22 protein-coding genes are annotated in these 24,428 nt (G+C 51.9%); 14 read left to right on the plus strand and 8 right to left on the minus strand.

What is annotated here, in order from left to right; all coding sequences use genetic code 11:
- Window positions 1-14: 14 nt before the first annotated feature.
- Complete coding sequence (locus WHR59_RS15990) at window positions 15-1,607, minus strand: ABC-F family ATPase (RefSeq protein WP_047412459.1); 1,593 nt, start codon at window positions 1,605-1,607, stop codon at window positions 15-17.
- A 232-nt stretch (window positions 1,608-1,839) separates the two neighbouring features.
- Here WHR59_RS15990 and ldtB point away from each other — a divergent pair, with 232 nt between their 5' ends.
- On the plus strand, window positions 1,840-2,760 hold the full coding sequence (gene ldtB, locus WHR59_RS15995) for a L,D-transpeptidase (protein WP_003035268.1): 921 nt from the start codon (window positions 1,840-1,842) through the stop codon (window positions 2,758-2,760).
- A gap of 64 nt (window positions 2,761-2,824) precedes the next feature.
- Here ldtB and WHR59_RS16000 read toward each other — a convergent pair whose 3' ends face one another.
- Window positions 2,825-3,934: an anion transporter gene (locus tag WHR59_RS16000; protein WP_181633954.1), complete on the minus strand. Its 1,110-nt coding sequence runs from the start codon at window positions 3,932-3,934 to the stop codon at window positions 2,825-2,827.
- Complete coding sequence (gene mntR / locus WHR59_RS16005) at window positions 3,931-4,404, minus strand: manganese-binding transcriptional regulator MntR (protein WP_003035264.1); 474 nt, start codon at window positions 4,402-4,404, stop codon at window positions 3,931-3,933. Before mntR ends, WHR59_RS16000 begins: the two co-directional genes overlap by 4 nt.
- Before the next feature lie 186 nt (window positions 4,405-4,590).
- Between mntR and mntS the strand changes: the two genes are divergently transcribed.
- Window positions 4,591-4,719 carry a manganase accumulation protein MntS gene (gene mntS, locus WHR59_RS16010; protein WP_003831584.1) on the plus strand — a complete coding sequence of 43 codons (129 nt, stop codon included), beginning with the start codon at window positions 4,591-4,593 and terminating at the stop codon, window positions 4,717-4,719.
- 276 nt (window positions 4,720-4,995) lie between these two features.
- Complete coding sequence (locus tag WHR59_RS16015; protein ID WP_338843293.1) at window positions 4,996-6,582, plus strand: phosphoethanolamine transferase; 1,587 nt, start codon at window positions 4,996-4,998, stop codon at window positions 6,580-6,582.
- Between the two features lie 63 nt (window positions 6,583-6,645).
- Here the strand turns inward: WHR59_RS16015 and ompX are convergent, their stop codons facing one another.
- Window positions 6,646-7,161, minus strand: coding sequence for an outer membrane protein OmpX (gene ompX, locus WHR59_RS16020; RefSeq protein WP_003035257.1), 516 nt, complete (start codon window positions 7,159-7,161; stop codon window positions 6,646-6,648).
- A gap of 410 nt (window positions 7,162-7,571) precedes the next feature.
- On the opposite strand from ompX, the gene rhtA reads away from it, so the two are divergent.
- The 6 genes from rhtA (at window position 7,572) to ybiO (ending at window position 14,250) form a co-directional block, all read left to right on the plus strand.
- Complete coding sequence (gene rhtA, locus WHR59_RS16025; RefSeq protein WP_003035255.1) at window positions 7,572-8,459, plus strand: threonine/homoserine exporter RhtA; 888 nt, start codon at window positions 7,572-7,574, stop codon at window positions 8,457-8,459.
- 303 nt (window positions 8,460-8,762) lie between these two features.
- Window positions 8,763-9,266 carry a DNA starvation/stationary phase protection protein Dps gene (dps, locus tag WHR59_RS16030; RefSeq protein WP_043015696.1) on the plus strand — a complete coding sequence of 168 codons (504 nt, stop codon included), beginning with the start codon at window positions 8,763-8,765 and terminating at the stop codon, window positions 9,264-9,266.
- Between the two features lie 365 nt (window positions 9,267-9,631).
- Window positions 9,632-10,378: a glutamine ABC transporter substrate-binding protein GlnH gene (gene glnH, locus WHR59_RS16035; RefSeq protein WP_016152370.1), complete on the plus strand. Its 747-nt coding sequence runs from the start codon at window positions 9,632-9,634 to the stop codon at window positions 10,376-10,378.
- Between the two features lie 139 nt (window positions 10,379-10,517).
- A complete protein-coding gene (glnP, locus tag WHR59_RS16040; RefSeq protein ID WP_043015695.1) occupies window positions 10,518-11,177 on the plus strand; it encodes a glutamine ABC transporter permease GlnP in 660 nt (219 codons plus the stop codon).
- A complete protein-coding gene (gene glnQ / locus WHR59_RS16045; RefSeq protein WP_003035246.1) occupies window positions 11,174-11,896 on the plus strand; it encodes a glutamine ABC transporter ATP-binding protein GlnQ in 723 nt (240 codons plus the stop codon). The genes glnP and glnQ overlap by 4 nt, the downstream gene beginning before the upstream one ends.
- Window positions 11,897-12,012: 116 nt before the next feature.
- Window positions 12,013-14,250, plus strand: coding sequence for a mechanosensitive channel protein (ybiO, locus tag WHR59_RS16050; RefSeq protein ID WP_043015694.1), 2,238 nt, complete (start codon window positions 12,013-12,015; stop codon window positions 14,248-14,250).
- On the opposite strand, the gene rlmF is transcribed toward ybiO, so the two are convergent.
- On the minus strand, window positions 14,247-15,173 hold the full coding sequence (gene rlmF, locus WHR59_RS16055) for a 23S rRNA (adenine(1618)-N(6))-methyltransferase RlmF (protein WP_043015693.1): 927 nt from the start codon (window positions 15,171-15,173) through the stop codon (window positions 14,247-14,249). The two genes, ybiO and rlmF, sit on opposite strands and share 4 nt — an antisense overlap.
- A gap of 210 nt (window positions 15,174-15,383) precedes the next feature.
- Between rlmF and mcbA the strand changes: the two genes are divergently transcribed.
- From mcbA to ybiJ, 5 genes are all read left to right on the plus strand, one after another.
- Window positions 15,384-15,644 (plus strand): DUF1471 family periplasmic protein McbA, encoded by a 261-nt coding sequence (gene mcbA / locus WHR59_RS16060; RefSeq protein WP_043015692.1) that lies wholly within the window; start codon window positions 15,384-15,386, stop codon window positions 15,642-15,644.
- A gap of 294 nt (window positions 15,645-15,938) precedes the next feature.
- On the plus strand, window positions 15,939-18,224 hold the full coding sequence (locus WHR59_RS16065) for a catecholate siderophore receptor Fiu (RefSeq protein ID WP_043017870.1): 2,286 nt from the start codon (window positions 15,939-15,941) through the stop codon (window positions 18,222-18,224).
- 43 nt (window positions 18,225-18,267) lie between these two features.
- Entirely contained in the window at window positions 18,268-18,945 is a 678-nt protein-coding gene (gene ybiX, locus WHR59_RS16070; protein WP_338843294.1) for a PKHD-type hydroxylase YbiX, read from the plus strand.
- A 75-nt stretch (window positions 18,946-19,020) separates the two neighbouring features.
- Window positions 19,021-19,287 (plus strand): DksA/TraR family C4-type zinc finger protein, encoded by a 267-nt coding sequence (locus WHR59_RS16075; protein ID WP_003035233.1) that lies wholly within the window; start codon window positions 19,021-19,023, stop codon window positions 19,285-19,287.
- Window positions 19,288-19,587: 300 nt separating this feature from the next.
- Window positions 19,588-19,848, plus strand: a complete 261-nt coding sequence (ybiJ, locus tag WHR59_RS16080; RefSeq protein WP_003831561.1) for a DUF1471 family protein YbiJ — start codon at window positions 19,588-19,590, stop codon at window positions 19,846-19,848.
- 97 nt (window positions 19,849-19,945) lie between these two features.
- Here the strand turns inward: ybiJ and WHR59_RS16085 are convergent, their stop codons facing one another.
- The 3 genes from WHR59_RS16085 to dinG form a co-directional block, all read right to left on the minus strand.
- Window positions 19,946-21,031 (minus strand): malate/lactate/ureidoglycolate dehydrogenase, encoded by a 1,086-nt coding sequence (locus WHR59_RS16085; protein WP_338843295.1) that lies wholly within the window; start codon window positions 21,029-21,031, stop codon window positions 19,946-19,948.
- Between the two features lie 162 nt (window positions 21,032-21,193).
- A complete protein-coding gene (ybiB, locus tag WHR59_RS16090) occupies window positions 21,194-22,162 on the minus strand; it encodes a DNA-binding protein YbiB (protein ID WP_043015689.1) in 969 nt (322 codons plus the stop codon).
- 29 nt (window positions 22,163-22,191) lie between these two features.
- On the minus strand, window positions 22,192-24,342 hold the full coding sequence (gene dinG / locus WHR59_RS16095; protein WP_213733473.1) for an ATP-dependent DNA helicase DinG: 2,151 nt from the start codon (window positions 24,340-24,342) through the stop codon (window positions 22,192-22,194).
- Window positions 24,343-24,428 lie beyond the last annotated feature (86 nt).

Below are 24,428 nucleotides of genomic sequence, written 5' to 3' on the forward strand. Positions count from 1 at the left end.
CGGGGGGAAGAGACTTATTCGACGCCTTTACTACGCAGATAATCTTCGTAGTTACCGGTGAAGTCGATCACGCGTTCCGGCGTAATTTCAATCACGCGGGTGGCCAGCGAGCTGACAAACTCACGGTCGTGAGAAACGAAGATCAGCGTGCCCTGGTACATTTCCAGCGCCATATTCAGCGACTCGATAGATTCCATATCCAGGTGGTTGGTTGGTTCATCCATGACCAGGATATTCGGTTTCTGCATCATCAGTTTACCGAACAGCATGCGGCCTTTTTCACCACCGGAGAGCACTTTCGCAGGTTTCTTGATATCGTCCTGGCTGAACAGCAGACGGCCAAGGAAGCTGCGCACAACCTGCTCATCATCGCCTTCTTGTTTCCACTGGCTCATCCATTCGAAAACGGTCAGATCGTTTTCGAACTCGTATTCATGATCCTGCGCGTAGTAACCGACCTGGGCGTTTTCAGACCACTTAACGGTACCGTTGTCCGGCTGCAAATCGCCAACTAACGTTTTCAGCATGGTGGATTTACCCACGCCGTTGGCGCCAATGATGGCAACCTTCTCCCCCACTTCCAGCAGCAGATTGAAGTTTTTAAACAGCGGGCCTTCATCAAAACCTTTCGCCAGCGCTTCCACTTCCAGCGCGTTACGGAACAGTTTCTTATCCTGTTCGAAGCGAATGAACGGGTTCTGACGGCTGGACGCTTTCACTTCGTCGAGCTTAATCTTATCAATCTGACGCGCACGAGAAGTCGCCTGTCGAGATTTAGACGCGTTGGCGCTAAAGCGGCTGACGAAGGATTGCAGATCGGCAATCTGTGCTTTCTTCTTGGCGTTATCAGCCAGCAGACGTTCACGCGCCTGGGTTGCCGCCGTCATGTATTCGTCGTAGTTACCCGGATAAACGCGCAGTTCACCGTAGTCCAGATCCGCCATGTGCGTGCAGACCATGTTCAGGAAGTGACGGTCGTGCGAAATGATGATCATGGTGCTGTCACGCTCGTTCAGCGTCTGCTCCAGCCAGCGGATGGTGTCGATATCCAGGTTGTTCGTTGGTTCGTCGAGCAGCAGAATGTCCGGGTTAGAGAACAGCGCCTGCGCCAGAAGCACACGCAGCTTCCAGCCGGGCGCGACTTCGCTCATCGGGCCGTAATGCTGTTCTACCGGAATACCGACGCCCAGCAGCAGTTCACCCGCACGCGCTTCCGCAGAGTAGCCGTCCATTTCGCCGTACTGAACTTCAAGGTCAGCAACTTTGTAGCCATCTTCTTCGCTCATCTCAGCCAGGGCGTAAATGCGATCGCGCTCCTGCTTCACTTCCCACAGTTCGCCGTGACCCATGATCACGGTATCAAGCACGGTGAACTCTTCAAAGGCGAACTGATCCTGACGCAGCTTACCGATGCGCTCGTTCGGATCGAGGGAAACGTTGCCCAGCGTCGGTTCGAGGTCGCCGCCGAGAATTTTCATAAAAGTAGATTTACCGCTACCGTTCGCGCCAATCAGGCCGTAACGGTTGCCGCCGCCAAATTTGACGGAAATATTTTCAAACAGCGGCTTACTGCCGAACTGCATGGTGACGTTGCTGGAAACTAACACTGGCGTATCCTGAAAGAGAAAGAAATATGTGACAAACCGCTTATTATGCCATAAGTCCGCAATAAGATCGCCCCCTGATGCTGAAGGGCTAAAATGAGAGTAAAAGGAAAAAAATGTGATTTAGTACACATCCGAATTCCTTGTTGCTCAGATTGCACATATAATGCGTGCCCAACACTACATAAATCTCAACCCACTAGCCTGCCTGGCACTGAATCTCGCACACATGAACATGAATATGAAATTAACAACGCTTTTCGCGGCGGCACTCGCAATAGTTGGTTTTTGTAACACAGCTTCTGCCGTCACGTACCCGCTGCCTACCGATGGCAGCCGTTTAATTGGGCAAAACCAGGTCATCACGATTCCTGAAGGCAACACCCAACCGCTGGAATATTTTGCGGCGGAGTATCAGATGGGTCTGTCTAACATGCTGGAAGCCAACCCGGGCGTGGATACCTTCCTGCCGAAAGGCGGCACGGTGCTGAACATTCCTCAGCAGTTGATCCTGCCGGATACCGTGCATGAAGGTATTGTTATCAACAGCGCTGAAATGCGCCTGTACTATTACCCGAAAGGCACCAACACCGTTATTGTTCTGCCGATTGGTATCGGCCAGTTGGGCAAAGACACGCCAATCAACTGGACTACTAAAGTAGAACGTAAAAAAGCGGGTCCAACCTGGACGCCAACGGCGAAAATGCATGCGGAATACCGCGCTGCGGGTGAACCGCTGCCAGCCGTTGTTCCAGCAGGTCCGGATAACCCGATGGGTCTGTACGCGCTGTATATTGGTCGTCTGTATGCCATCCACGGCACCAATGCTAACTTCGGCGTCGGCTTACGCGTCAGCCACGGTTGCGTGCGTCTGCGTAACGATGACATCAAATTCCTGTTTGAAAATGTACCAGTCGGCACCCGCGTACAGTTTATCGATGAGCCGGTAAAAGCCACTACCGAACCAGACGGCAGCCGTTACATCGAGGTACATAACCCACTGTCTACTACTGAAGCACAGTTTGAGGGCGGGGAAATCGTACCGATTACGCTGAACAAGAGCATTACCAGCATCACCGGTCAGTCTGACGTCGATCAGGCCGTCGTTGAGCAGGCGGTTCAGAACCGTTCAGGTATGCCGGTTCGTCTGAACTAAGCACATACCTGACACGAAAAAGGCGGATAATTCATCCGCCTTTTTTATTGCCTCAATGCCGCTATTACATTAGTAACAACAAACCATATCCCACCAGCGCCGCCCATATCAGCATCGGCACCGAATACCAATGAAAACGCCACCAGATCCGTCGGTCGTTTGCCATCCGTAAAGCAATAAGATTCGCCAGCGACCCCGGCAACAGCCCAAAGCCGCCCACATTGACCGCCCAGGCTAACAGCAGCGTTGGCGGGACGTAGTTCAGCAGCAAAATCGTACTGGGAACATTACTGATAAACTGCGACAGGCCAATGGCGGTCAACCAAAGCCCCGGCGCTGAGAGGGTGCCAATCTGATGGGTCATCCCCTGTAAGGCCGGGAGCTGCGTCAGCAAATGCACATCAATGAACATCGCCATAAACACCAACAGCAACGTCCAGTCCACGCTGAGGATCACGCGGCGAGCCAGCACCATGAAACCTGCCGCCACAACCGCCAGGCCCCACAGCCCATGTTTTAACTCCAGTGCCGTCAGGAAGATGATATACAACGCAAGACAGCCCCACACCAGGCGCGGTTGCCAGTCAGGCGCGCACGTACCGGTATGATAGTGCAAGGCTTTGTGTGGGAAACTGAACCAGCACAGCACCACCAGCGTCAGCATCATGGCCCCCGCAAGCGGTGCCATTTGCCAGATAAACGCGCTAAACGATAAGCCTGAGCGTCCCCACATCAGAATGTTTTGTGGATTGCCTATTGGCGTGAGTAACGATCCGGCGTTTACCGCCAGCGCCTCAAAGATAATCAGGCGATTCACCGGAATGGCGCACAATTTTTTCAGGGTGATGGTCAGCGGAACCACAATAAACAGCGCAACATCGTTGGTCAGAAACGTCGACAGCAGCGCCGCCGCCAGCACCATAAATATCGCCAATTGGCGTTCAGTATTGAAGCGGCGGGTCATCTTGCGCCCTAACACATCGAAGTAACCGCTTAGCTCCACCCCTTTGGTCAGTAACATCAGCCCGCTAAGCGTGATAATCGTGTGCCAGTCAATCGCCCCCGGCCACGACCGGGGCGCAAATGGCGTAAACAGGCTTAGTACAATCCCGACGATGATTAACAACTGAAAAAAACGATCGCGCTGTAGGGCGCGTAATAAAGGAAAACTCATTCAGAGCCTGTTCCTTGCTGTTGCGTAAACCGGCTAAAAGCTTCCAGCGTTTCCTTACTGACGTGGTGCTCCATTCCCTCAGCGTCGCGACGGGCAATTTCCGGGCTGATACCTAACATCAACAGGAAATTCTCTACAATCTGATGACGCTCCCGACTCTCCTGAGCCAGTCGCTCACCTTCTGCGGTTAAAAACACGCCTCGCCAGGGGATCATTTCAATCAATCCGACTGAAGCAAGACGCTTAAGCATTTTAGCAACCGTCGGCTGGGAAACCCCAAGCCGCGCGGCCATATCTACCTGGCGCGCTTCACCAACCTCAATAATGAGATCGGAAATCAGCTCTACGTAGTCATCAATCAGCTCACGGCGATGTGCCTCCCGGACCTGACGAAATCCTTCAACGTGTTCTTCGACATTCACCAATTGCGTCACTTTTTTTGTTGTTGGCGTACCTGCGCGACGACTCATTATGCTTCCTCGTTCCTGTGACGCGTTAACGGCATCTGATTAGAGAGCGCTCATTGTAAACCAGAGTTGCGTGGGCACAAAAAATTAACGTTTTAGCAATAGCTATATAATATAGCCTGTGCTATATCTGTATATAATAAAGACATCCCTCAAGGACTGATGGGATCGTGAAGTCAGGAGGTTTATATGAATGAATTTAAGAGGTGTATACGCGTGTTTAGCCACTCTCCCTTTAAAGTACGGTTAATGCTTATCTCTATGCTGTGCGACATGATTAACAGCAAACCAGAGCAGGATAAACCTTCAGAAAAATAATGCGGCGTCGCGGTACGCCGCTTCTTTTTCCTGCCGTAACACGGATACGGCGATCGTTTTCCTGCCAATAACCCTTCTTTTTGTCAGTTTTGCCACGTCCCTCGCAAAACAATTTCTTTGTAGTAGTTGACCTTCTCCTGCGCACACTCTATCTTTTCGCAGCCCTGCGTATATTGCGGCTCGCGGATGCGGACCCTATCCCTCTTCTCGCTCTCTCAGGCAGGCAATGACCCTTAGCGCCAGGGTAAGCACATGGCGTTTTTGTAACAGTGGCATATGAATTTAACCCTCAAAGATTCAATCATTGCTCGTAGCCGGGCAATTAGTCCGTGGACTGGCCTCTATTTCTTACAGTCTCTGCTGATCAACCTTGCGCTGGGCTATCCACTTAGCCTGCTCTATAGCGTTGCTTTCACCTGTATATTGATGCTGCTGTGGCGTAGCGCGCCGCGCGTGCAGAAAGCACTGATTGGCATTTGTTCATTCATTGCGGCAATGTACTTTCCGTTCGGCCAGGCTTATGGTGCGCCGAACTTCAATACCTTGCTGGCGCTGCACTCAACCAATATGGAAGAGTCTACTGAAATCCTGACCATCTTCCCCTGGTACAGTTATCTGGTTGGGGTATTTATTTTCGCCCTCGGCGTTATCGCCATACGCCGTAAAAAAGATGTACAGCAACGTGGCTGGAACAAGTTCGACAGCGTTTGTTTGCTGTTCAGCGTTGTCGCGTTCTTTGTTACCCCAGTGCAAAACCTGGCCTGGGGCGGCGTGTTCAAGCTGAAAGACACTGGCTATCCGGTTTTCCGCTTTGCCAAGGACGTTATCGTCAATAACAACGAAGTGCTCGATGAACAAGAGCGTATGGCGAAACTGTCGAGCGTAAAAGACAGCTGGACGGTAACCGCCGTCAAGCCGAAGTATCACACCTACGTCGTGGTGATCGGCGAAAGCGCCCGCCGCGATGCGTTAGGCGCGTTTGGCGGCCACTGGGATAACACCCCGTTTGCCAGCTCCGTTAACGGCTACATCTTCGCGGATTACATTGCGGCAAGCGGTTCGACGCAAAAATCACTCGGCCTGACGCTGAATCGGGTGGTCGACAATAAGCCCCAGTTCCAGGATAACTTTGTCACCCTGGCCAACCGAGCGGGATTCCAGACGTGGTGGTTTTCCAATCAGGGACAGATTGGTGAATACGATACGGCCATCGCCAGCATCGCGAAACGCGCTGATGAAGTTCAGTTTCTCAAAAGCGGTGATTTCGAAGCGGATAAAAACACCCGTGACGAAGCGCTGTTGAAGATGACCGCCCAGGTGCTGGCAACCGAGCGCACCCAGCCACAGCTCATCGTGCTGCATTTAATGGGCTCACATCCACAGGCCTGCGACCGTACGCAGGGTAAATACGAGACCTTCGTCCAGTCAAAAGAGACATCCTGCTACCTGTACACCATGACTCAGACGGATGACCTGCTGCGTCAGCTATACGATCAGCTACGTAACAGCGGTACCAGCTTCTCGATGGTCTATTTTTCCGATCATGGCCTCGCGTTTAAAGAGCGAGGAAAAGAGGTGCAGTACCTGGCGCATGACGATCAGTTCCAGCAGAATTTCCAGGTGCCTTTCATGGTGCTGTCGAGCGATGATAAAGCGCATCGGGTGATTAAAGCCCGTCGCTCTGCGAATGATTTCCTCAGCTTTTTCTCACAGTGGACAGGGATAAGCGCAAAGGAAATTACCAACAGCTACCGCTTTATTTCAGAGAAAAAGGCCGGCCCGGTGTACATCACCAACTTCAAACTGCAGAAGGTGGATTACAACCATCTTGGTACCGATATCTTTGAGACCAAATCTCGTTAATCTCTAAATTACACGCAAAAAAAATCCGCCCTAAAAGGCGGATTTTTCATATCACCGGAGTGATTAGAAGCGGTAACCCACGCCAGCGATCCAGGTGCCAACGTCAACGCTACGAATACGGCTCTGCTCGTAGGAGAAGTCCAGAGCAACGTTTTCGATCGGGTTGAACTGCAGACCAGCACCGTAAGAGAAACCGTAGTCGCTGGTGGTGTGGTTGTCAGCCGGGGATGCTGCGTTCTGGAATTTACCGTAACCAACACCCACTACACCGTAGATGCTTGCCCAGTCGTTCAGACGGTAAGCCGGACCAGCAGTGATGCCGTAGTACTGGGTTTTGTTGTAGTCGCCAGAAGCATCGGTACGATCTTTTTCAGTGTAAGTGAAGGAACCGATAACACCCAGCGGGTTGTTGTCCTGCTCGTAGCGATACTTCAGGTTGAAACCGTTCATTTTGTTCGCTGCGCCCTGAGCATCGCTCTGAGCGTAACCACCGGTAACGGTAGAAGTAGCAGCTACTGCAGTACCTGCGGAGAAAGCCAGAACAGCGGCCAGTGCTGAAAGACATGCAATTTTTTTCATAACCACCTCAAATGTGCTTCAAGTAAATCTTAAGTTTTAAATATACCAAAAATTGATGGGAAACTCTTTGCGATTCGCGATGTCTAACGGGGTCTTTCATGTAACAGAACATTTCAGAAACCCGCTATCTCTTTCAATTAACATCACTTTTCTAACGTAAAATGCCATTATTGCGCGCACAATATGGCACATTCATCCAGATTAATCCTAATCACACAGATTATTAATCCATCATTTTCATGCCATTGTACGGAACTGAGCAATTTTTTTTTCAACGAATAGTCAACCAGCGATGTGTATTTCCATTACACTCGCTGTTTTACTTTTCTATACATAAAGTCATCCGTGTCGTAGCAAAACTGCAACGTCGCGCAGATGAAGGCGTGTAATCATCATTGACAGGAGAAAGGATGCCGGGGTCGTCACGTAAAGCGCCAGTCTGGTTGCCTATTTTGGTTTTGCTCATTGCTATGTCATCCATTCAAAGCGGAGCATCTCTGGCGAAATCGCTGTTCCCGCTCGTTGGCGCGCCGGGCGTTACCGCGTTGCGCCTTGCGTTGGGCACCCTCATCCTTATCGCCTTCTTTAAACCCTGGCGTTTGCGATTCGCCAAAGAACAGCGCCTGCCCCTGCTGTTTTATGGCCTGTCTCTGGGCGGGATGAACTATCTCTTCTACCTGTCAATCCAGACCGTGCCATTGGGAATTGCCGTGGCGCTGGAGTTTACCGGTCCGCTCGCGGTAGCGCTGTTTTCATCCCGGCGTCCGGTGGATTTCATCTGGGTTGCACTGGCTGTTCTCGGGCTGTGGTTCCTGCTGCCGTTAGGTCAGGACGTTTCTCACGTGGATTTAACCGGCGCCGCGCTGGCGCTGGGGGCTGGCGCCTGTTGGGCAATCTATATTCTTACCGGGCAGCGTGCAGGCGCGGAACATGGTCCGGCGACCGTTGCGGTTGGGTCATTAATTGCGGCGCTGGTTTTTGTCCCCATCGGCGCGATCCAGGCTGGAGATGCCCTGTGGCACTGGTCCATTCTGCCGTTAGGCCTCGCCATTGCGGTCCTCTCCACTGCGCTTCCCTACTCGCTGGAGATGATTGCATTGACGCGGCTGCCAACCCGTACTTTTGGGACGCTGATGAGCATGGAGCCCGCACTGGCAGCGGTTTCCGGAATGATCTTCCTCGGTGAAACGCTGACGCTTATCCAGACGCTCGCTTTGGGCGCCATTATCGTCGCATCAATGGGGTCTACGCTCACTATTCGCAAAGAACCGCAAATTAAGCAAGTTGACGTGAATTAACCACTTAATATTCTGCATGGTTTGCATAATCATGCAGAATATCCAATTGTAAATCTGCGTGATAATTATTCTAATAAATATATTTTTCTCATCCACATATTTCTTTTACTTTTTACATTAACATAAAAATAACATCACCCCGGCAACAACCATCATATCACTATGATTTCATTAATTATTTTATACCAACCTCTCTCTTCGCTATTAAAGTGATAGGCAAGATCGGAAAAACAAATCCAAATTTAGCGCTATACTTAATCCCGTTGAAGAGCTGGGACATAAATATCAAGAGGATATGAAAATATGAGTACCGCAAAATTGGTAAAAACAAAAGCATCTGCCCTCCTATATACCCGCAACGATGTGACAGATAGCGAAAAGAAAGCGACCGTAGAGCTGCTGAATCAGCAAGTGATCCAGTTCATCGACCTGTCGTTGATCACCAAACAGGCTCACTGGAACATGCGCGGCACCAACTTTATTGCCGTACATGAAATGCTGGATGGCTTCCGCACAGCCCTGACCGATCACCTCGACACCATGGCCGAGCGCGCCGTACAGTTGGGCGGAGTCGCACTGGGTACAACCCAGGTGATTAACAGCAAAACGCCTCTGAAAAGCTACCCGCTGGATATCCATAGCGTGCAGGACCACTTAAAAGAGCTGGCCGATCGTTATGCCGTCGTCGCGAATAGCGTACGTAAAGCCATTAGCGAAGCTAAAGACGAAGATACTGCAGATATCTTCACCGCCGCGTCACGCGATCTCGACAAATTCCTGTGGTTTATCGAAGCCAATATTGAATAACAGCAGACATAAGAATTACCTATATAACCCTCGCCCTGGCGGGGGTTTTGCACTTCTATGGTGCATAACTTTGATCATTCGTCACTCCAAAGTAAATTAATTGTAATAATCACCTCACACAATCGTTAACGAAAGATTGTTTTATCAACAATTTTTACGCTAAATAGTCATACCGTTTGCACCGTGTCAGGTACGCACCAAATGAGTGCCCCAAAATAGTGCAGATCGCCCGCTTTGCCCTACTTATTGTGCAGAGAAACAAGACACCCTCTTGTTAAAACAATGAGTTGCAAAATTGGCACGATTTTTTCATTAAGCCATATGTTCTCGCAGGGGATCGCCCCGTGGATATAAAAGGAAATCCTATGAAGTCTGTATTAAAAGTTTCACTGGCTGCACTTACCCTGGCTTTTGCGGTGTCCTCCCATGCCGCAGATAAGAAACTGGTTGTCGCAACCGACACCGCGTTTGTACCGTTCGAATTCAAACAGGGTGACAAATACGTTGGTTTTGATGTGGATCTGTGGGCTGCCGTGGCCAAAGAACTGAAGCTGGATTATGAACTGAAACCAATGGATTTCAGCGGCATCATCCCGGCTCTGCAAACCAAAAATATCGACCTGGCACTGGCGGGTATCACCATCACTGATGAGCGTAAAAAAGCGATCGACTTCTCTGACGGCTACTACAAAAGCGGTCTGTTAGTGATGGTCAAAGCGAATAATAACGACGTGAAAAGCGTGAAAGATCTGGATGGTAAAGTCGTCGCTGTGAAGAGCGGCACCGGTTCCGTTGATTACGCAAAAGCTAACATCAAAACCAAAGACCTGCGTCAGTTCCCGAATATCGATAACGCGTATATGGAACTGGGCACCAACCGCGCAGACGCCGTGCTGCACGACACGCCAAACATTCTTTACTTCATCAAAACTGCGGGTAACGGCCAGTTCAAAGCCGTAGGTGAATCCCTGGAAGCCCAGCAGTACGGTATCGCCTTCCCGAAAGGCAGCGATGAACTGCGCGAGAAAGTGAACGGCGCGCTGAAAACGCTGAAAGAGAACGGCACGTATAACGAAATCTACAAAAAATGGTTCGGTACTGAACCTAAATAATAACCGGCAGCGTTGCCCGGTAGCGCGATGCTTACCGGGCTTACGCCGGGATTTTTGAGACCTGTAGGCCGAATAACCACACGGTGAATCCGGTAAAACAGGCATTTGTATATTTACACCACGGTAACAGGAACGACATATGCAGTTTGACTGGAGTGCCATCTGGCCCGCCATCCCGCTTTTGATTGAAGGCGCCAAAATGACCCTGTGGATTTCGGTCCTCGGTCTGGCTGGCGGTCTGGTAATCGGGCTTGCAGCGGGGTTTGCACGTACTTTCGGCGGTTGGATAGCCAACCACGTAGCGCTGGTGTTTATCGAAGTCATTCGCGGTACGCCAATCGTTGTGCAGGTGATGTTTATTTACTTCGCCCTGCCAATGGCATTTAACGATTTACGCATTGATCCCTTTAGCGCCGCCGTTGTCACCATCATGATCAACTCCGGGGCCTATATTGCGGAAATCACCCGCGGTGCGGTGCTCTCAATCCATAAAGGATTCAGCGAAGCCGGACTGGCGCTTGGACTTTCACGCACAGAGACTATCCGCCACGTAATTTTGCCTCTCGCGCTGCGTCGTATGCTGCCACCGCTGGGTAACCAGTGGATAATCAGCATAAAAGATACCTCGCTGTTTATTGTCATTGGCGTCGCTGAACTGACCCGTCAGGGCCAGGAAATCATTGCCGGTAACTTCCGCGCACTGGAAATCTGGAGCGCCGTTGCGGTGTTCTATCTGATCATTACGCTGGTGCTGAGCTTCATTCTGCGTCGTCTGGAAAGAAGGATGAAAATCCTGTGATTGAATTTAAAAACGTTTCTAAGCACTTTGGTCCAACTCAGGTGCTGCACAATATTGACCTGAACATTCAGCAGGGCGAAGTGGTGGTGATTATCGGTCCGTCCGGGTCCGGTAAATCTACCCTGCTGCGCTGTATTAACAAACTGGAAGAAATCACCTCCGGCGATTTGATCGTCGATGGTCTGAAAGTAAACGATCCGAAGGTAGACGAGCGGTTAATCCGCCAGGAAGCCGGGATGGTGTTTCAGCAGTTCTATCTGTTCCCGCATCTGACGGCGCTGGAAAACGTCATGTTCGGACCGCAGCGCGTACGCGGGGCGAATAAAGAGCAGGCTGAGAAACTGGCTAAAGAGCTGCTGGCGAAAGTGGGTCTGGCTGAGCGTGCGCATCACTACCCTTCTGAACTGTCCGGTGGTCAACAACAGCGTGTGGCTATCGCCCGTGCGCTGGCGGTGAAGCCGAAAATGATGCTGTTTGATGAGCCAACCTCAGCGCTGGACCCGGAACTGCGTCATGAAGTTCTGAAAGTTATGCAGGATCTGGCGGAAGAAGGGATGACCATGGTGATTGTAACCCACGAAATCGGCTTTGCCGAAAAAGTGGCTTCACGCCTGATTTTCATTGATAAGGGACGTATTGCCGAAGACGGTAATCCGCAGGCCCTGATTGAAAATCCGCCCAGCCAACGCTTACAGGAATTTTTGCAGCACGTTTCCTGATATCAGCCTCCCTTCGCCCGAAGGGAGGTTTTTCACCAGAATCCTCTCATTTCATTTCTCCCCCGCCCTGACATCTATACTTATCCTTTTGAATTTATTTTCTCATGGGAGGAGTCATGCGCTGGATCCTGTTCATCTTTGTTTGTCTGCTGAGTATTCCGGCTCAGGCGGTGACGATACCTGGCGTCACCTCGCCAACGTCAACCAACGCACAAACCGCGCCAACGAAAGAGCCGGATGTTGAACAGAAGAAAGCGGCCTACGGCGCACTGGCGGATGTGCTGGAAAATGACGCCTCACGTCAGGAACTGATCGATCAGTTACGCAAAGTGGCGACAGCGCCCCCTGCCGAGCCTGTGCCAACCATTGTTCCACCCACATTAACAGAAGAAAAAACGGTGCTGGAAAACGTCACGGATGTCACACGGCACTACGGTGAGGCGCTCTCCAGCCGCTTTGCCCAACTTTACCGTAATATTACCGACGCACCGCATAAGAGTTTTAACCCACAAACTTTCACCAATGCCCTGACCCATTTTTTAATGCTGGCGGCGTCAGTGTTCGGTTTTTTCTGGTTGATTCGCCTGTGCGCGCTTCCGCTGTATCGCAAAATGGGGCAATGGGCACGACGGAAAAACCGTGAACGCAGCAACTGGCTCCAGCTTCCGGCGATGATAATCGGCGCATTCATTATCGATTTGCTTCTGCTGGCGCTGACATTGTTTGTCGGGCAAATACTGAGTGACCGAATGAACGCCGGCAGTCGCACGATCGCCTTTCAGCAAAGCCTGTTTCTCAATGCCTTTGCCCTGATTGAATTCTTCAAAGCCATTCTACGTCTGATATTTTGCCCAACGGTGGCCGAACTGCGCCCGTTTAACATTCAGGATGCTGGTGCTCGCTACTGGAATCGCCGTTTGAGTTCGTTGAGCAGTCTGATTGGTTACGGACTGATCGTTGCCGTTCCCATTATCTCCAATCAGGTCAACGTGCAGGTCGGCGCGATGGCAAACGTCATCATCATGCTGTGTATTACGCTATGGGCGCTGTACCTGATTTTCAGAAACAAGAAAGAGATAACACAGCATTTACAGAATCTGGCGGAAAGATCATTAGCTTTCTTCAGCCTGTTTATCCGCGCTTTTGCGCTGGTGTGGCATTGGCTGGCCAGCGCCTACTTCATTGTGCTGTTTTTCTTCTCGCTATTTGATCCTGGCAACAGCCTGAAATTCATGATGGGCGCTACGCTGCGCAGCCTCGTGATTATCGGGATTGCTGCCTTTGTGTCCGGCATGTTTTCCCGCTGGATAGCCAAGACTATTACCCTTTCGCCACACACCCAGCGCAGCTATCCGGAATTACAAAAACGACTGAATGGCTGGCTGTCGACGGCGTTAAGCGTGGCCAGGATCCTGACGGTGTGCGTTGCGGTGATGCTGCTATTGAATGCCTGGGGACTGTTCGACTTCTGGAACTGGCTGCATTACGGCGCAGGAGAAAAAACGGTGGATATTCTGATCCGTATCGCGCTGATTTTATTCTTCTCCGCCATCGGCTGGACGATCCTTGCCAGCCTGATTGAAAATCGTCTGGCTTCCGATATTCATGGCCGCCCGCTACCCAGCGCCAGAACCCGCACTTTGCTGACGCTGTTTCGCAATGCGCTGGCGGTAATAATCAGCACGATCACCATCATGATTGTGCTGTCCGAAATTGGCGTCAATATCGCCCCCTTACTGGCCGGGGCCGGGGCGTTGGGGCTGGCTATCTCTTTCGGCTCGCAAACGCTGGTAAAAGATATTATTACCGGGATCTTTATTCAGTTCGAAAATGGTATGAACACCGGCGACCTGGTGACCATCGGCCCACTCACCGGTACGGTTGAACGAATGTCCATCCGCTCTGTGGGCGTGCGTCAGGACACCGGGGCGTACCATATCATTCCCTGGTCATCGATAACGACCTTCGCCAACTTTGTGCGTGGAATTGGATCGGTCGTCGCCAATTACGACGTAGACCGTCATGAGGATGCGGATAAAGCGAATCAGGCGTTGAAAGACGCGGTTGCTGCGGTGATGGAAAAAGAAGATATCCGCGGGCTTATTATCGGCGAACCGTCGTTTGCCGGGATCGTGGGATTAACCAATACGGCTTTCACGCTCAGGGTCTCGTTTACTACTTTACCGCTGAAGCAGTGGACGGTACGTTTTGCCCTTGACAGCCAGGTGAAGAAATACTTCGATTTGGCCAACATACGCGCCCCGGTACAAACGTATCAGGTCTTGCCTGCACCGGTGAATGGCCCTGTATCGACGGCAAGCGAACCGCTGCCGCCAACCGAGCCCACGCTTTAGCGTTTACGCGCCATAAAACGTCGGCGCTGATCGTTATCCATAAAGGTCCAGGCAATAAAGCGGCTCTGCTTTTGCCCCTGGGCCATCTCTTTCTTGACGACTTTCACCGCGCCCGCATCCGTTAATGCATGGTACAACGGCGGCAAATTCTCACCGCGCGAAACCAGCGTGGTGAACCACATCACCTGACGTCCAAAGGCCTGGCTTTCGGCGATCATTTTTTTGATGAACGCCACTTCGCCGCCTTCACACCACAGCTCCTGCTGCTGTCCACCAAAGTTCAGCGCATCATCTTTATCCTGGCCCAGGTTACGGCGCTTGCGCTCGCTTCCGGCGCGGGCTGAGGCCGCAGAATCATGGAATGGCGGGTTACACAATGTGGCTTCATACTGCTCATTTTTGTGAATGATACCGTTGAAGATTGCCGTAACATCTTTCTGGCGACGCAGGCGAATAGCACGGGTTAACCCCGGATTGGCATTTACGATCGCCTGAGCGCTGTTAAACGCTTCGTTGCTGGTCTCACTCCCGGTGAATCGCCAGCCGTATTCATGCACGCCGATCAGCGGATAAATACAGTTGGCCCCTACTCCCACGTCCAGTACGCTCGCATTTGCCGGAATGGTTCCATTGGTTTCACCTAACAGATCGGCCAAATGGTGGATATAGTCTGCACGACCAGGAACCGGCGGGCACAGAAAACCGTCTGGAATATCCCAGTGTTTCACCGCATAAAAATGCGCCAGCAGTGCTTTATTGAGCGCCTTCACTGCCTGCGGATTCGCGAAATCAACACTCTGCTCGCCGCCGGGCGTGAGGGTGAGAAATTGCGTCAGCTCGGGCGTAACCTGGCATAAAGTCGCAAGATCATAACGGCCGTTGTGGCGGTTGCGTGGGTGTAATCCCGGTTTCTGGGCGGACATAGCATTCTCCTTTTAACAGCGGCGTAAGATACCCGCATAACGCCACGCGGTAAACACATGCAACAAGGAAATTTGATTTTTCACGCCTGTTTAATGCCTTGCCATTTGTTCAAAAAACAGACAGGTCTTCACCAGTTTTTTGCGGTAAATGTCCTGTGCTGACGACCTAAACTTATCAGGCACACCTGTTGTTTTTCAGAGGATATCACTATGAAGAAATGCCTCACATTACTTGCCGCTACCGTCCTGACCGGCATGACATTTGCGTCCTTTGCTGCACAGCCCTACACCAGCCCTGCTACCGGTCAGCTACAGGCTTCCGGCACAGTTTTCGCTACCGGCGCCTCTAACCTGAGCGATCTCGAAGACAAGCTGGCTGAGAAAGCGAAAGAGCAAGGCGCCAAAGGCTTTGTCGTCAATTCTGCGGGTGGTAAAAACCAGATGTACGGCACCGCAACTATCTATAAGTAACCCCCTCACCTTAGCCCAACTGCATTCATCCCGAATGCAGTTTGCTGTCCGCAATTTACGTCATTCCCGGTGCGAATTGTAATCACCGTGTAGTAATTTTGAATCCAATGTAAACAAATGTATTTATTTTTGAAGTAATGAATGCTAAAACGTCGCACTGATTAGTAATGCTTATCAAAATCATTATCAATTACAAGTCCACTTCCGCGAGGCCTGCAGGGTATAACATCCATAGAGATGTCCCTTCGCGCGAGTGAAACCGTTTACTCAAACAATAATAAGTCACTCATTAACATGGATAAAAATCGCAACTTGCCGTCCAGTAGTTTTCACTCACTGACTTTTTTTGCCGGTCTGTGCATTGGTCTGTCCCCGGTAGCTCAGGCTGTCGCCGCGGGCAATCAGGATAAAAAACAAGAAGACACTCTGGTTGTTGAAGCGGCCAAACCTTCGCTGTACGCCCCAACGCAGTCTGCCGATCCTAAATTCTCCCGCCCGGTGGCGGATACCACCCGCACCATGACGGTGATTTCTGAACAGGTGATTAAGGATCAAGGCGCAACAAATCTGACCGATGCGCTGAAAAACGTACCGGGCGTTGGCGCATTTTTTGCCGGTGAGAACGGAAACTCCAGCACAGGCGACGCGGTTTACATGCGTGGTGCGGATACCTCGAACAGTATTTATATCGACGGTGTTCGTGATATTGGCAGCGTCACGCGCGACACCTTCAATACAGAACAGGTGGAAGTGATCAAAGGTCCTTCCGGTACCGACTATGGACGTAGCGCGCCGACGGGTTCCATCAATATGATCAGCAAACAGCCGCGCACCGATTCCGGGATCGATGCGTCAGCCAGCGTCGGTAGCGCCTGGTTCCGTCGTGGTACGCTGGACATTAACCAGGTCATCGGCGAGACCACCGCCGCACGTTTAAACCTGATGGGTGAAAAAACCCATGATGCGGGTCGCGATAATGTTAAGAATGAACGTTATGGTGTGGCCCCCTCTCTCGCTTTTGGCTTAGGGACTGAGAACCGACTGTACCTGAACTATCTTCATGTCACCCAGCACAACACGCCGGATGGCGGTATCCCTACCATTGGCCTGCCGGGGTATTCCGCACCATCCGCGGGGACTTCTGCACTGAATCATTCAGGAAAAGTAGATACGCATAACTTCTACGGCACCAACTCGGATTACGACGATTCGACGACCGATACCGCAACGATGCGTTTTGAACATGACCTGAACGACAGCACCACTATTCGCAACACCACCCGTTGGTCGCGTATTAAACAAGATTATCTGATGACGGCGGTGATGGGCGGCGCGTCTAACATCACTCAACCAACCAGTAGTGTCGATACCTGGACCTGGTCACGCCTGGCAAATACCAAAGATGTCAGCAATAAAATCCTCACCAACCAGACTAATCTGACCTCAAAGTTTTACACGGGATCCATCGGTCACGACATCAGTACCGGCGTGGAGCTAACGCGCGAAACGCAAACCAATTATGGCGTGGCGCCGATCACCCCACCACCGGTGAATATCTATCATCCCGACAGCAATGTGAATATCGGCGGATTGTCGCGTAACGGCGCCAACGCTAACGGACAAACCGATACCTTCGGTATATACGCTTTTGATACGCTACAAGTTACCCGTGAGTTTGAGCTAAACGGTGGTATTCGCCTCGACAATTACCGCACTGAATATGACAGCGCCACCGCTTGCGGCGCCTCCGGGCGTGGCGCTGTCGCGTGCCCGACAGGTGTGGTCAAAGGTTCCCCGGTCACCACTGTGGATACAGCCAAATCAGGCAATCTGGTTAACTGGAAAGCGGGTGCGCTGTATCACCTGACCGATAATGGTAACGTGTACATCAACTATGCCGTTTCTCAGCAACCGCCAGGCGGCAGCAACTTTGCTCTTGCCCAGGGCGGCAGCGGTAACAGTGCGAACCGTACCGATTTCAAACCGCAGAAAGCGAAAACCAGCGAGATCGGCACCAAATGGGAGGTGCTGGATAAGCGCCTGCTGTTAACCGCCGCGATTTTCCGCACGGATATTGAAAACGAAGTTGAGCAGAACGACGACGGAACATATTCCCAGTACGGAGAGAAACGCGTTGAAGGCTACGAGCTCTCGGTAGCAGGCAACATCACCCCCGCATGGCAGGTTATTGGTGGCTACACCCAGCAACGCGCTACCATCCACAATGGTAAAAACGTTGCTCAGGATGGGTCTTCATCCCTGCCGTATACGCCTGAACATGCGTTCACGCTGTGGAACCAGTATCAGGCTACCGATGATATCTCTGTTGGCGCGGGCGCTCGTTACGTGGGCAGCATGCATCGCGGTTCCGACGGTGCGGTCGGTACGCCATCCTACACTGAAGGTTACTGGGTCGCCGACGCCAAACTGGGCTATCGCGTGAATCGCAATCTCGATTTCCAGCTAAACGTCTATAACCTGTTCGACACCGATTACGTATCCTCCATTAACAAGAGCGGATACCGTTACCATCCGGGCGAGCCAAGAACCTTCCTGCTCACTGCAAATATGCATTTCTGATCTTTTACGTGGGGCGTCAGCCCCACTTTCAGGAGAAACACTGATGATGTACCACATTCCCGGCGTTCTGACAGCGCAGGATGTTGCCTGGTTTCGCGAACAGTTGGACGCTGCCGACTGGGTTGATGGCCGTGCAACCACCGGCGCTCAGGGCGCACAGGTTAAAAACAACCAGCAGGTGGATACGCAAAGTGCGCGTTATGGCGTTTTACAACAGGCGGTACAAACTGCGGTGAATAGCAGCGCACTATTCTTCGCCGCAGCATTACCGAAAACACTCTCCACACCTCTGTTTAATCGCTACCAGGACAACGAGACTTACGGTTTTCACGTTGACGGCGCGGTGCGTAGCCATCCGCAAAACGGCTGGATGCGCACAGATCTTTCCGCCACCTTATTCCTGAGTAATCCTGATGATTATGAAGGAGGAGAGCTGCTGGTCAATGATACCTACGGCCAGCATGCGGTAAAGCTGCCGGCGGGCGATCTGGTGCTTTACCCTTCCAGCAGCCTGCACTGCGTCACGCCGGTGACCCAAGGCGTTCGTGTGGCGTCATTTATGTGGATCCAGTCGATGATCCGTGACGACAAAAATCGCGCCATGCTTTTTGAACTGGATAAAAACATCCAGTCCCTGAAAACACGTCATGGGGAGAGTAGCGAGATCCTCTCGCTTCTCAATCTCTACCATAACCTGCTGCGCGAATGGTCTGAAATCTGATAGTGGTAACGCGTGGTCGTTTTTCAGCCATCACATTCGCTATACTTATTCTGTAGACATCAGCAGGAGGTAAGCATGGCATCCGGATGGGCAAATGACGACGCGGTTAACGAACAGATCAACAATACTATTGAAGATGCTGTAGCCCGCGCCCGCGGTGAATTACCGACGGGGGAAAGTCTGTATGAATGCGAAGAATGTGGCAACCCTATCCCTCAGGCCAGACGTGAGGCCGTGCCAGGCGTACGCTTGTGCATCACATGCCAACAGGATAAAGATTCACATAGCGCGGCATTTTCAGGATATAATCGCAGAGGTTCAAAAGACAGCCAGCTACGTTGACTTATCTTTACCAAAAGCTTTAGCGTATACAATTTCCTTTACGAGCACGCTTTTTTGCACTCTGTGTAGCAAAATGTGCCGTTGTCGGTGTCTCTGTAAAGCGCAATGACAAGAACTGTAAATCCCTCTTTCGAATTTATTAATATTCAATAAGTTATTTGTCATTCAATTTTTTTGATTGATGTCGTCAATTCTATTCGATTTTATCTCGCATAAAAAAACGTGATACTTCTCACATCGACGAAACAACGTCTTCTTAAAGAATACTGACTAACAGAACAACCCTGCGAGAAATTAATCATGAAAAATATCAAATTTGCTGTTGCCGCCATCGCTCTGTCTACCCTGTCATTTGGCGTTTTCGCTGCCGAGCCGGTTTCCTCTACTCAGGCACAAAACATGAACAAAATTGGTGTGGTATCTGCTGACGGCGCCACTACGCTGGACGGCCTGGAAGCCAAACTCGCTGAGAAAGCAAATGCTGCTGGCGCAACGGGATACAGCATAACTTCCGCTATCGGCAAAGATAAAATGAGCGGCACCGCGGTTATCTATAAATAACCGAGAAATTACCTGTACGACCCAATGCTCCAACCCTCATTGACCCTGTTTGTTACCCTTTGTTTGCCCGTCCGCCACTGGACGGGCTTTTTTTTGCTTAGTGTTCCAGTCGTTGACGGAACTCCTGTAACACGACGTCTGGCATCCCTATTTGCAGCGCCGCCTCGCAAATCGCTTTCCAGCTCCCGGCATCCAGCGGAATACCTTGCTCCAGCCGTTCCTCACGCGTATTCACCTCCCACTCCCCTGGTAACAGGATCGGGGCACCTTCAGCATGCGGAGACGCTTTCACCCACTCAGCAAATGCCGCAACCTGGTTATCACAGTCCGGCGCGCCGAACAGTTGAGGATTTATAATGATGGTCGTCATGCAGTTAATGATGGCATCCGCGCTGGTCTGCAGGCTTTCTTCATGTGTTGTTTTACCGCCAGAAAGCGCCCCGCCCATAATTTCGCACATCGCCGCCAGCGCATAACCCTTATGTTGGGCGAATGTCAGTAACGACCCCAGCGGAGAAACCTGCATTACGGCAGGAGCGGTCGTAGGCACTCCATTTGCGTCAATCAGGCATCCAGGTGCCACCGGTTCGCCCTTATGCCATGCCACACGGGTTTTGCCAAACGCGATGGCGCTGGTCGCATAGTCCAACAACAACGGGAAAGTATTTTTACGCGGGAACACAACGCAGAAGGGATTGGTGCCAAAACGGCTATCGCGGCCATGAAACGGTGCGACCATCGGGATACCTACCACATTCACAAAGTGCACCGAAACAAAACCTGCCGCCGCACATTGTTCCGCCCAGTAGCCAATGCGTCCAATATGGTGCGAATTATGTAATGCCACGGCGGCGATACCGTACTGGCGCGCTTTTTCGATTCCATGCGTGATTGCCTCGTGCGCCGCCACCTGACCAAACGCACAGTCGCCGTCAAACGTTATCACCGCTCCCGCATCTTTGACCACTTTGGCATGACGGTTGATCTGCAGGTGCCCTTGTGAGAATGAGCGAATATAGCTTGGGATCATGCCAATGCCGTGGGAGTCGTGACCAGCAAGGTTAGAGGCTATCAGATGATCTGCCACCAGCCGCGCCTCCTGCTCATTGCTTCCCATCTGATGAAAAACGGCCTGGATAAAGGCGTGCAACGTTGGCACATGGAAGCGATGTCCACTGTTCATTGTTATCTCCTGTTGTGTCGCGTGTTTGTTGTGTTTCTTATTTTTCAACAAACTATGCTGCGCCACGGCGCTCAGGAGGTCAATAAACGTGCAGAAATTTCACGTTGTTAAAATGAGAGAACCGACAGGCCAGGTAAATGGCCCGTCGGGATAACAAATTAATTAGAAACTTTGCTCGACGCGGGCAAGTCCTTCAGCCAGTGAGGCGGATTCACCGGTTGCCACCAGGCAACAGGCCATCTGGATTTTCAACGATGCCGGAACAGGCTCACTGCCCGCCAGACAACGCTCAATCCAGCGCGCGGTGGTTTCCGGGTCTTTTGCTACCGGTAGCGGTACCGGCTCATCAGGCATCTCGCTCTGTCGGTCCTGTAACACTCGCACACCGGATGAATCTATCAGACTTATCTGCGGGCAGCGCTGCGGGTTGGCATACACTTCGCCCTCGGTACCGTGCATCAACAGGCCACGCCCACCGATATCGCCGAAGAACTTCGCCACGCGCGAAACGTATTCCGGGTGGGACACGCTGGAAAGACGCAGCGCGGCATCTTCAGCAAACGGCGTGGCTAATTTAGCCAGCGTGTGCGCACTGTTACGCACGCCCATTCGCCAGCGCATCGCCAGCTGTTTCTCCAGCGGAGGACACAGCGCGCTCACCGGGATAAACACCGGCTCATGACCATCCAGCTTTGCCTGCGCCTGCCCGGCATGCAGCGTCGGCGCAATTCCCATCAGCTCGAAAATGGTTTCTGTCAGCACGCGGGTTGGATCCTCGCTGACGCCGTGAACCACCACCGGAAAGCCGAGCTTATGCAGTAAAATTGCCAGCAGCGGAGTCAAATTCGCCTGCTTGCGCGCGCCATTATAGCTGGGAATGACAATCGGCATGGGTTTCGCTACCGGCGGAGTCAGGCGAATGGTGTGGTTTTGCATCGCTTCGTAAAAGCCCAGCATCTCCGCTTCGCCTTCGCCTTTAATACGTAGCGCAATCAGTACCCCGCCCATTTCAAGGTCAGGTACGTCGCCGTTCATCATATGGGTATACAATCCGCGAGCAGTATCCTTATCCAGGTCACGCGCGTGATTTTTTCCTCGCCCAATCTCTTTAATGATTTTGCGGTAATCCATCGTTAACTCCTTGCCTGTTGCTCGCGTCGTTAACGCCGACGGCGGCGTGTGGGTTTCGCTTTTTCTTTTGGTTTTACTATAACGTCTGGCACAGCAGGTTGCTCTATCGGAAATATGGGTAACGCATTCAGTAAACGCTTGCCATAGTTTTTGGTCAATAAACGCTTATCATAAATAACCACTTCTCCCCAGCAACTATGGCTACGGATGAGTCGCCCTACCTGCTGGATCAAATTGAACGACGCCGCGGGCAGGCTCTGCACCTCGAAGGGGTAGCGGTTCAGGCTTTTCAACCACTCGCCCTCGGTGATCACCACCGGGCTGTCGATAGGCGGAAAAGCAATTTTGTGAATATGCACCTGAGTCAGCAGGTCGCCTTTCAAGTCCAGACCTTCGGCAAAAGATTGCAGCCCAACCAGCACGCTACGCTCGCCGTTGGTCACCCGCTTGCGGTGCAGCTCCACCAGACGATAGCGCGGCTGGTCGCCCTGAACCAGCAACAGTAGGCGCAGATCGGTAACGTGCTCCAGAAAACGCTGCATCGCCCGGCCGCTGGCAAAGAGTACCAACATCCCCTGATGCTTCTTGCTTTCCAGCTGTTCGCGGAAATAGGCGGCCATTTCCGCGATATGCTGCTCTTCGTTTTCAATTAGCGGTTCGTAGCGCATCTGCGGAATGACGATTCTGCCCTGTTCAACGTGATTAAACGGTGAATCCAGCGCAACAAACCGGTCCCCTGCTTTTTCCTTCAGGCCGCTCATTTCCTGCAGACGCGAGAAGCTGTTGAGCGAGCGTAGCGTGGCGGAAGTGACAATAATATGCGGTACGCTGCGCCACAGCAGTCGTTCGAGCTGATCGCTCACGCGGATCCCCACGCAGTGAAACCAGACGTGGATCTGCCCGTCACGCACCTCGCGCGTCGCCCATTTACTCACCGGCGCGCCCGATGATTGCGCGAGCGATGCCAGCCGCCACAATTTGCTTTGTGCCTCAAACATGCCCAGCGCCCGATTCATCTGCAAAATAACCCGATGCAGACGCACAACATCGTGAGTGCCGGTTTTTTCGCTGAGATCGTTGAGGAACAGTTCGGCCAGACCGCGCAGCATTTCCGTTAGTTTTGCCAGACGCTGACAAATCTCCATCACTTCCGCAGGTAGCTCCCCCATCGCGAAGCGGTGTTCCGCTTCCTGGGTAGCCGGCATGTACAGATTAAGAATGTTATTGAGCGAGGAAATCAGCTCATACAGTTCCTCACAGTGACCATTCAGACGCTCGGCATTCGCCAACGGAGGCGTGGTTTTTGGCCGAAACTGCTCCAGGCAGGTAGCCACTAATTTGCAAAACAGATCCAACTGCAGTCGGTACCAGGGGGCGCTGATTTCTGCGCTCATCTCCAGCGCATCGCGCGCGACGTCGGGCAAATGGTGGCCTTCATCAAGCACCAATAGCAGGTTTTTCGGCTCCGGCAAAACGGCTTCGCTTTCCATGGCCGCCATCACCAGCGCGTGGTTGGCAACCACCACTTCGGCTTCCTGAATCTCCCTGCGGGCAACAAAAAAAGGGCATTCACGATAGTAGTGACAGTTACGGTTCAGGCAGCTGGCTTTATCAGTGCTCAGGCGTTGCCAGAGTCCGTCGTCGATAGCGATATCGGTGTGATCGCGCAGCCCGTCCCACTTGTAGCTGTCGAGATCGCCTTTTAGCCTGGCGCAGCGCTTTTGTTCTTCCTGGTTATTGGGCGTCAGGTCGTCGTCGAGAAAGGCCAGTAGATCCTGCTGATTGGGTTCGGTACTGGCCAGCGCCGCTAAGTTACGCGGACAGACATAGCGTCCGCGACCAAACGCGGCGGTAAAACGCAGGTCAGGGATAATTTTGCGTAGCAGCGGTAAATCTTTGCTGTAGATCTGATCCTGCAAAGCGACGTTGGCGGTACTAACCACCAGCGTTTTTTGTTCTTCACGCGCTATGGCAATACCGGGAATCAGATAAGACAGAGTTTTCCCCACCCCGGTCGGCGCTTCAATCGCCAGATGTCGCCCTTCTTCCCCGGAGAGTGTTTTCGCAACGTCAGCAATCATCTGCCGCTGCGGCGCACGGGGGATAAAGTCGGGGATCTGTTCCTGAAGCGCCTTATACCAGGCGGCGATTTGCGCTTTTAACGCAGCCGTTAGTGCCATGAGAAAACCTGAAGTACTGTATAAACAGCCACTATTGTGGCACATTTCAGTCGTTGAATGTACCTTTTTCCCCCATTCTGGAAAGC

Origin of the sequence: Citrobacter europaeus, from assembly GCF_037482245.1 — a bacterium.
Taxonomy (GTDB): Bacteria; Pseudomonadota; Gammaproteobacteria; order Enterobacterales; family Enterobacteriaceae; genus Citrobacter; species Citrobacter europaeus.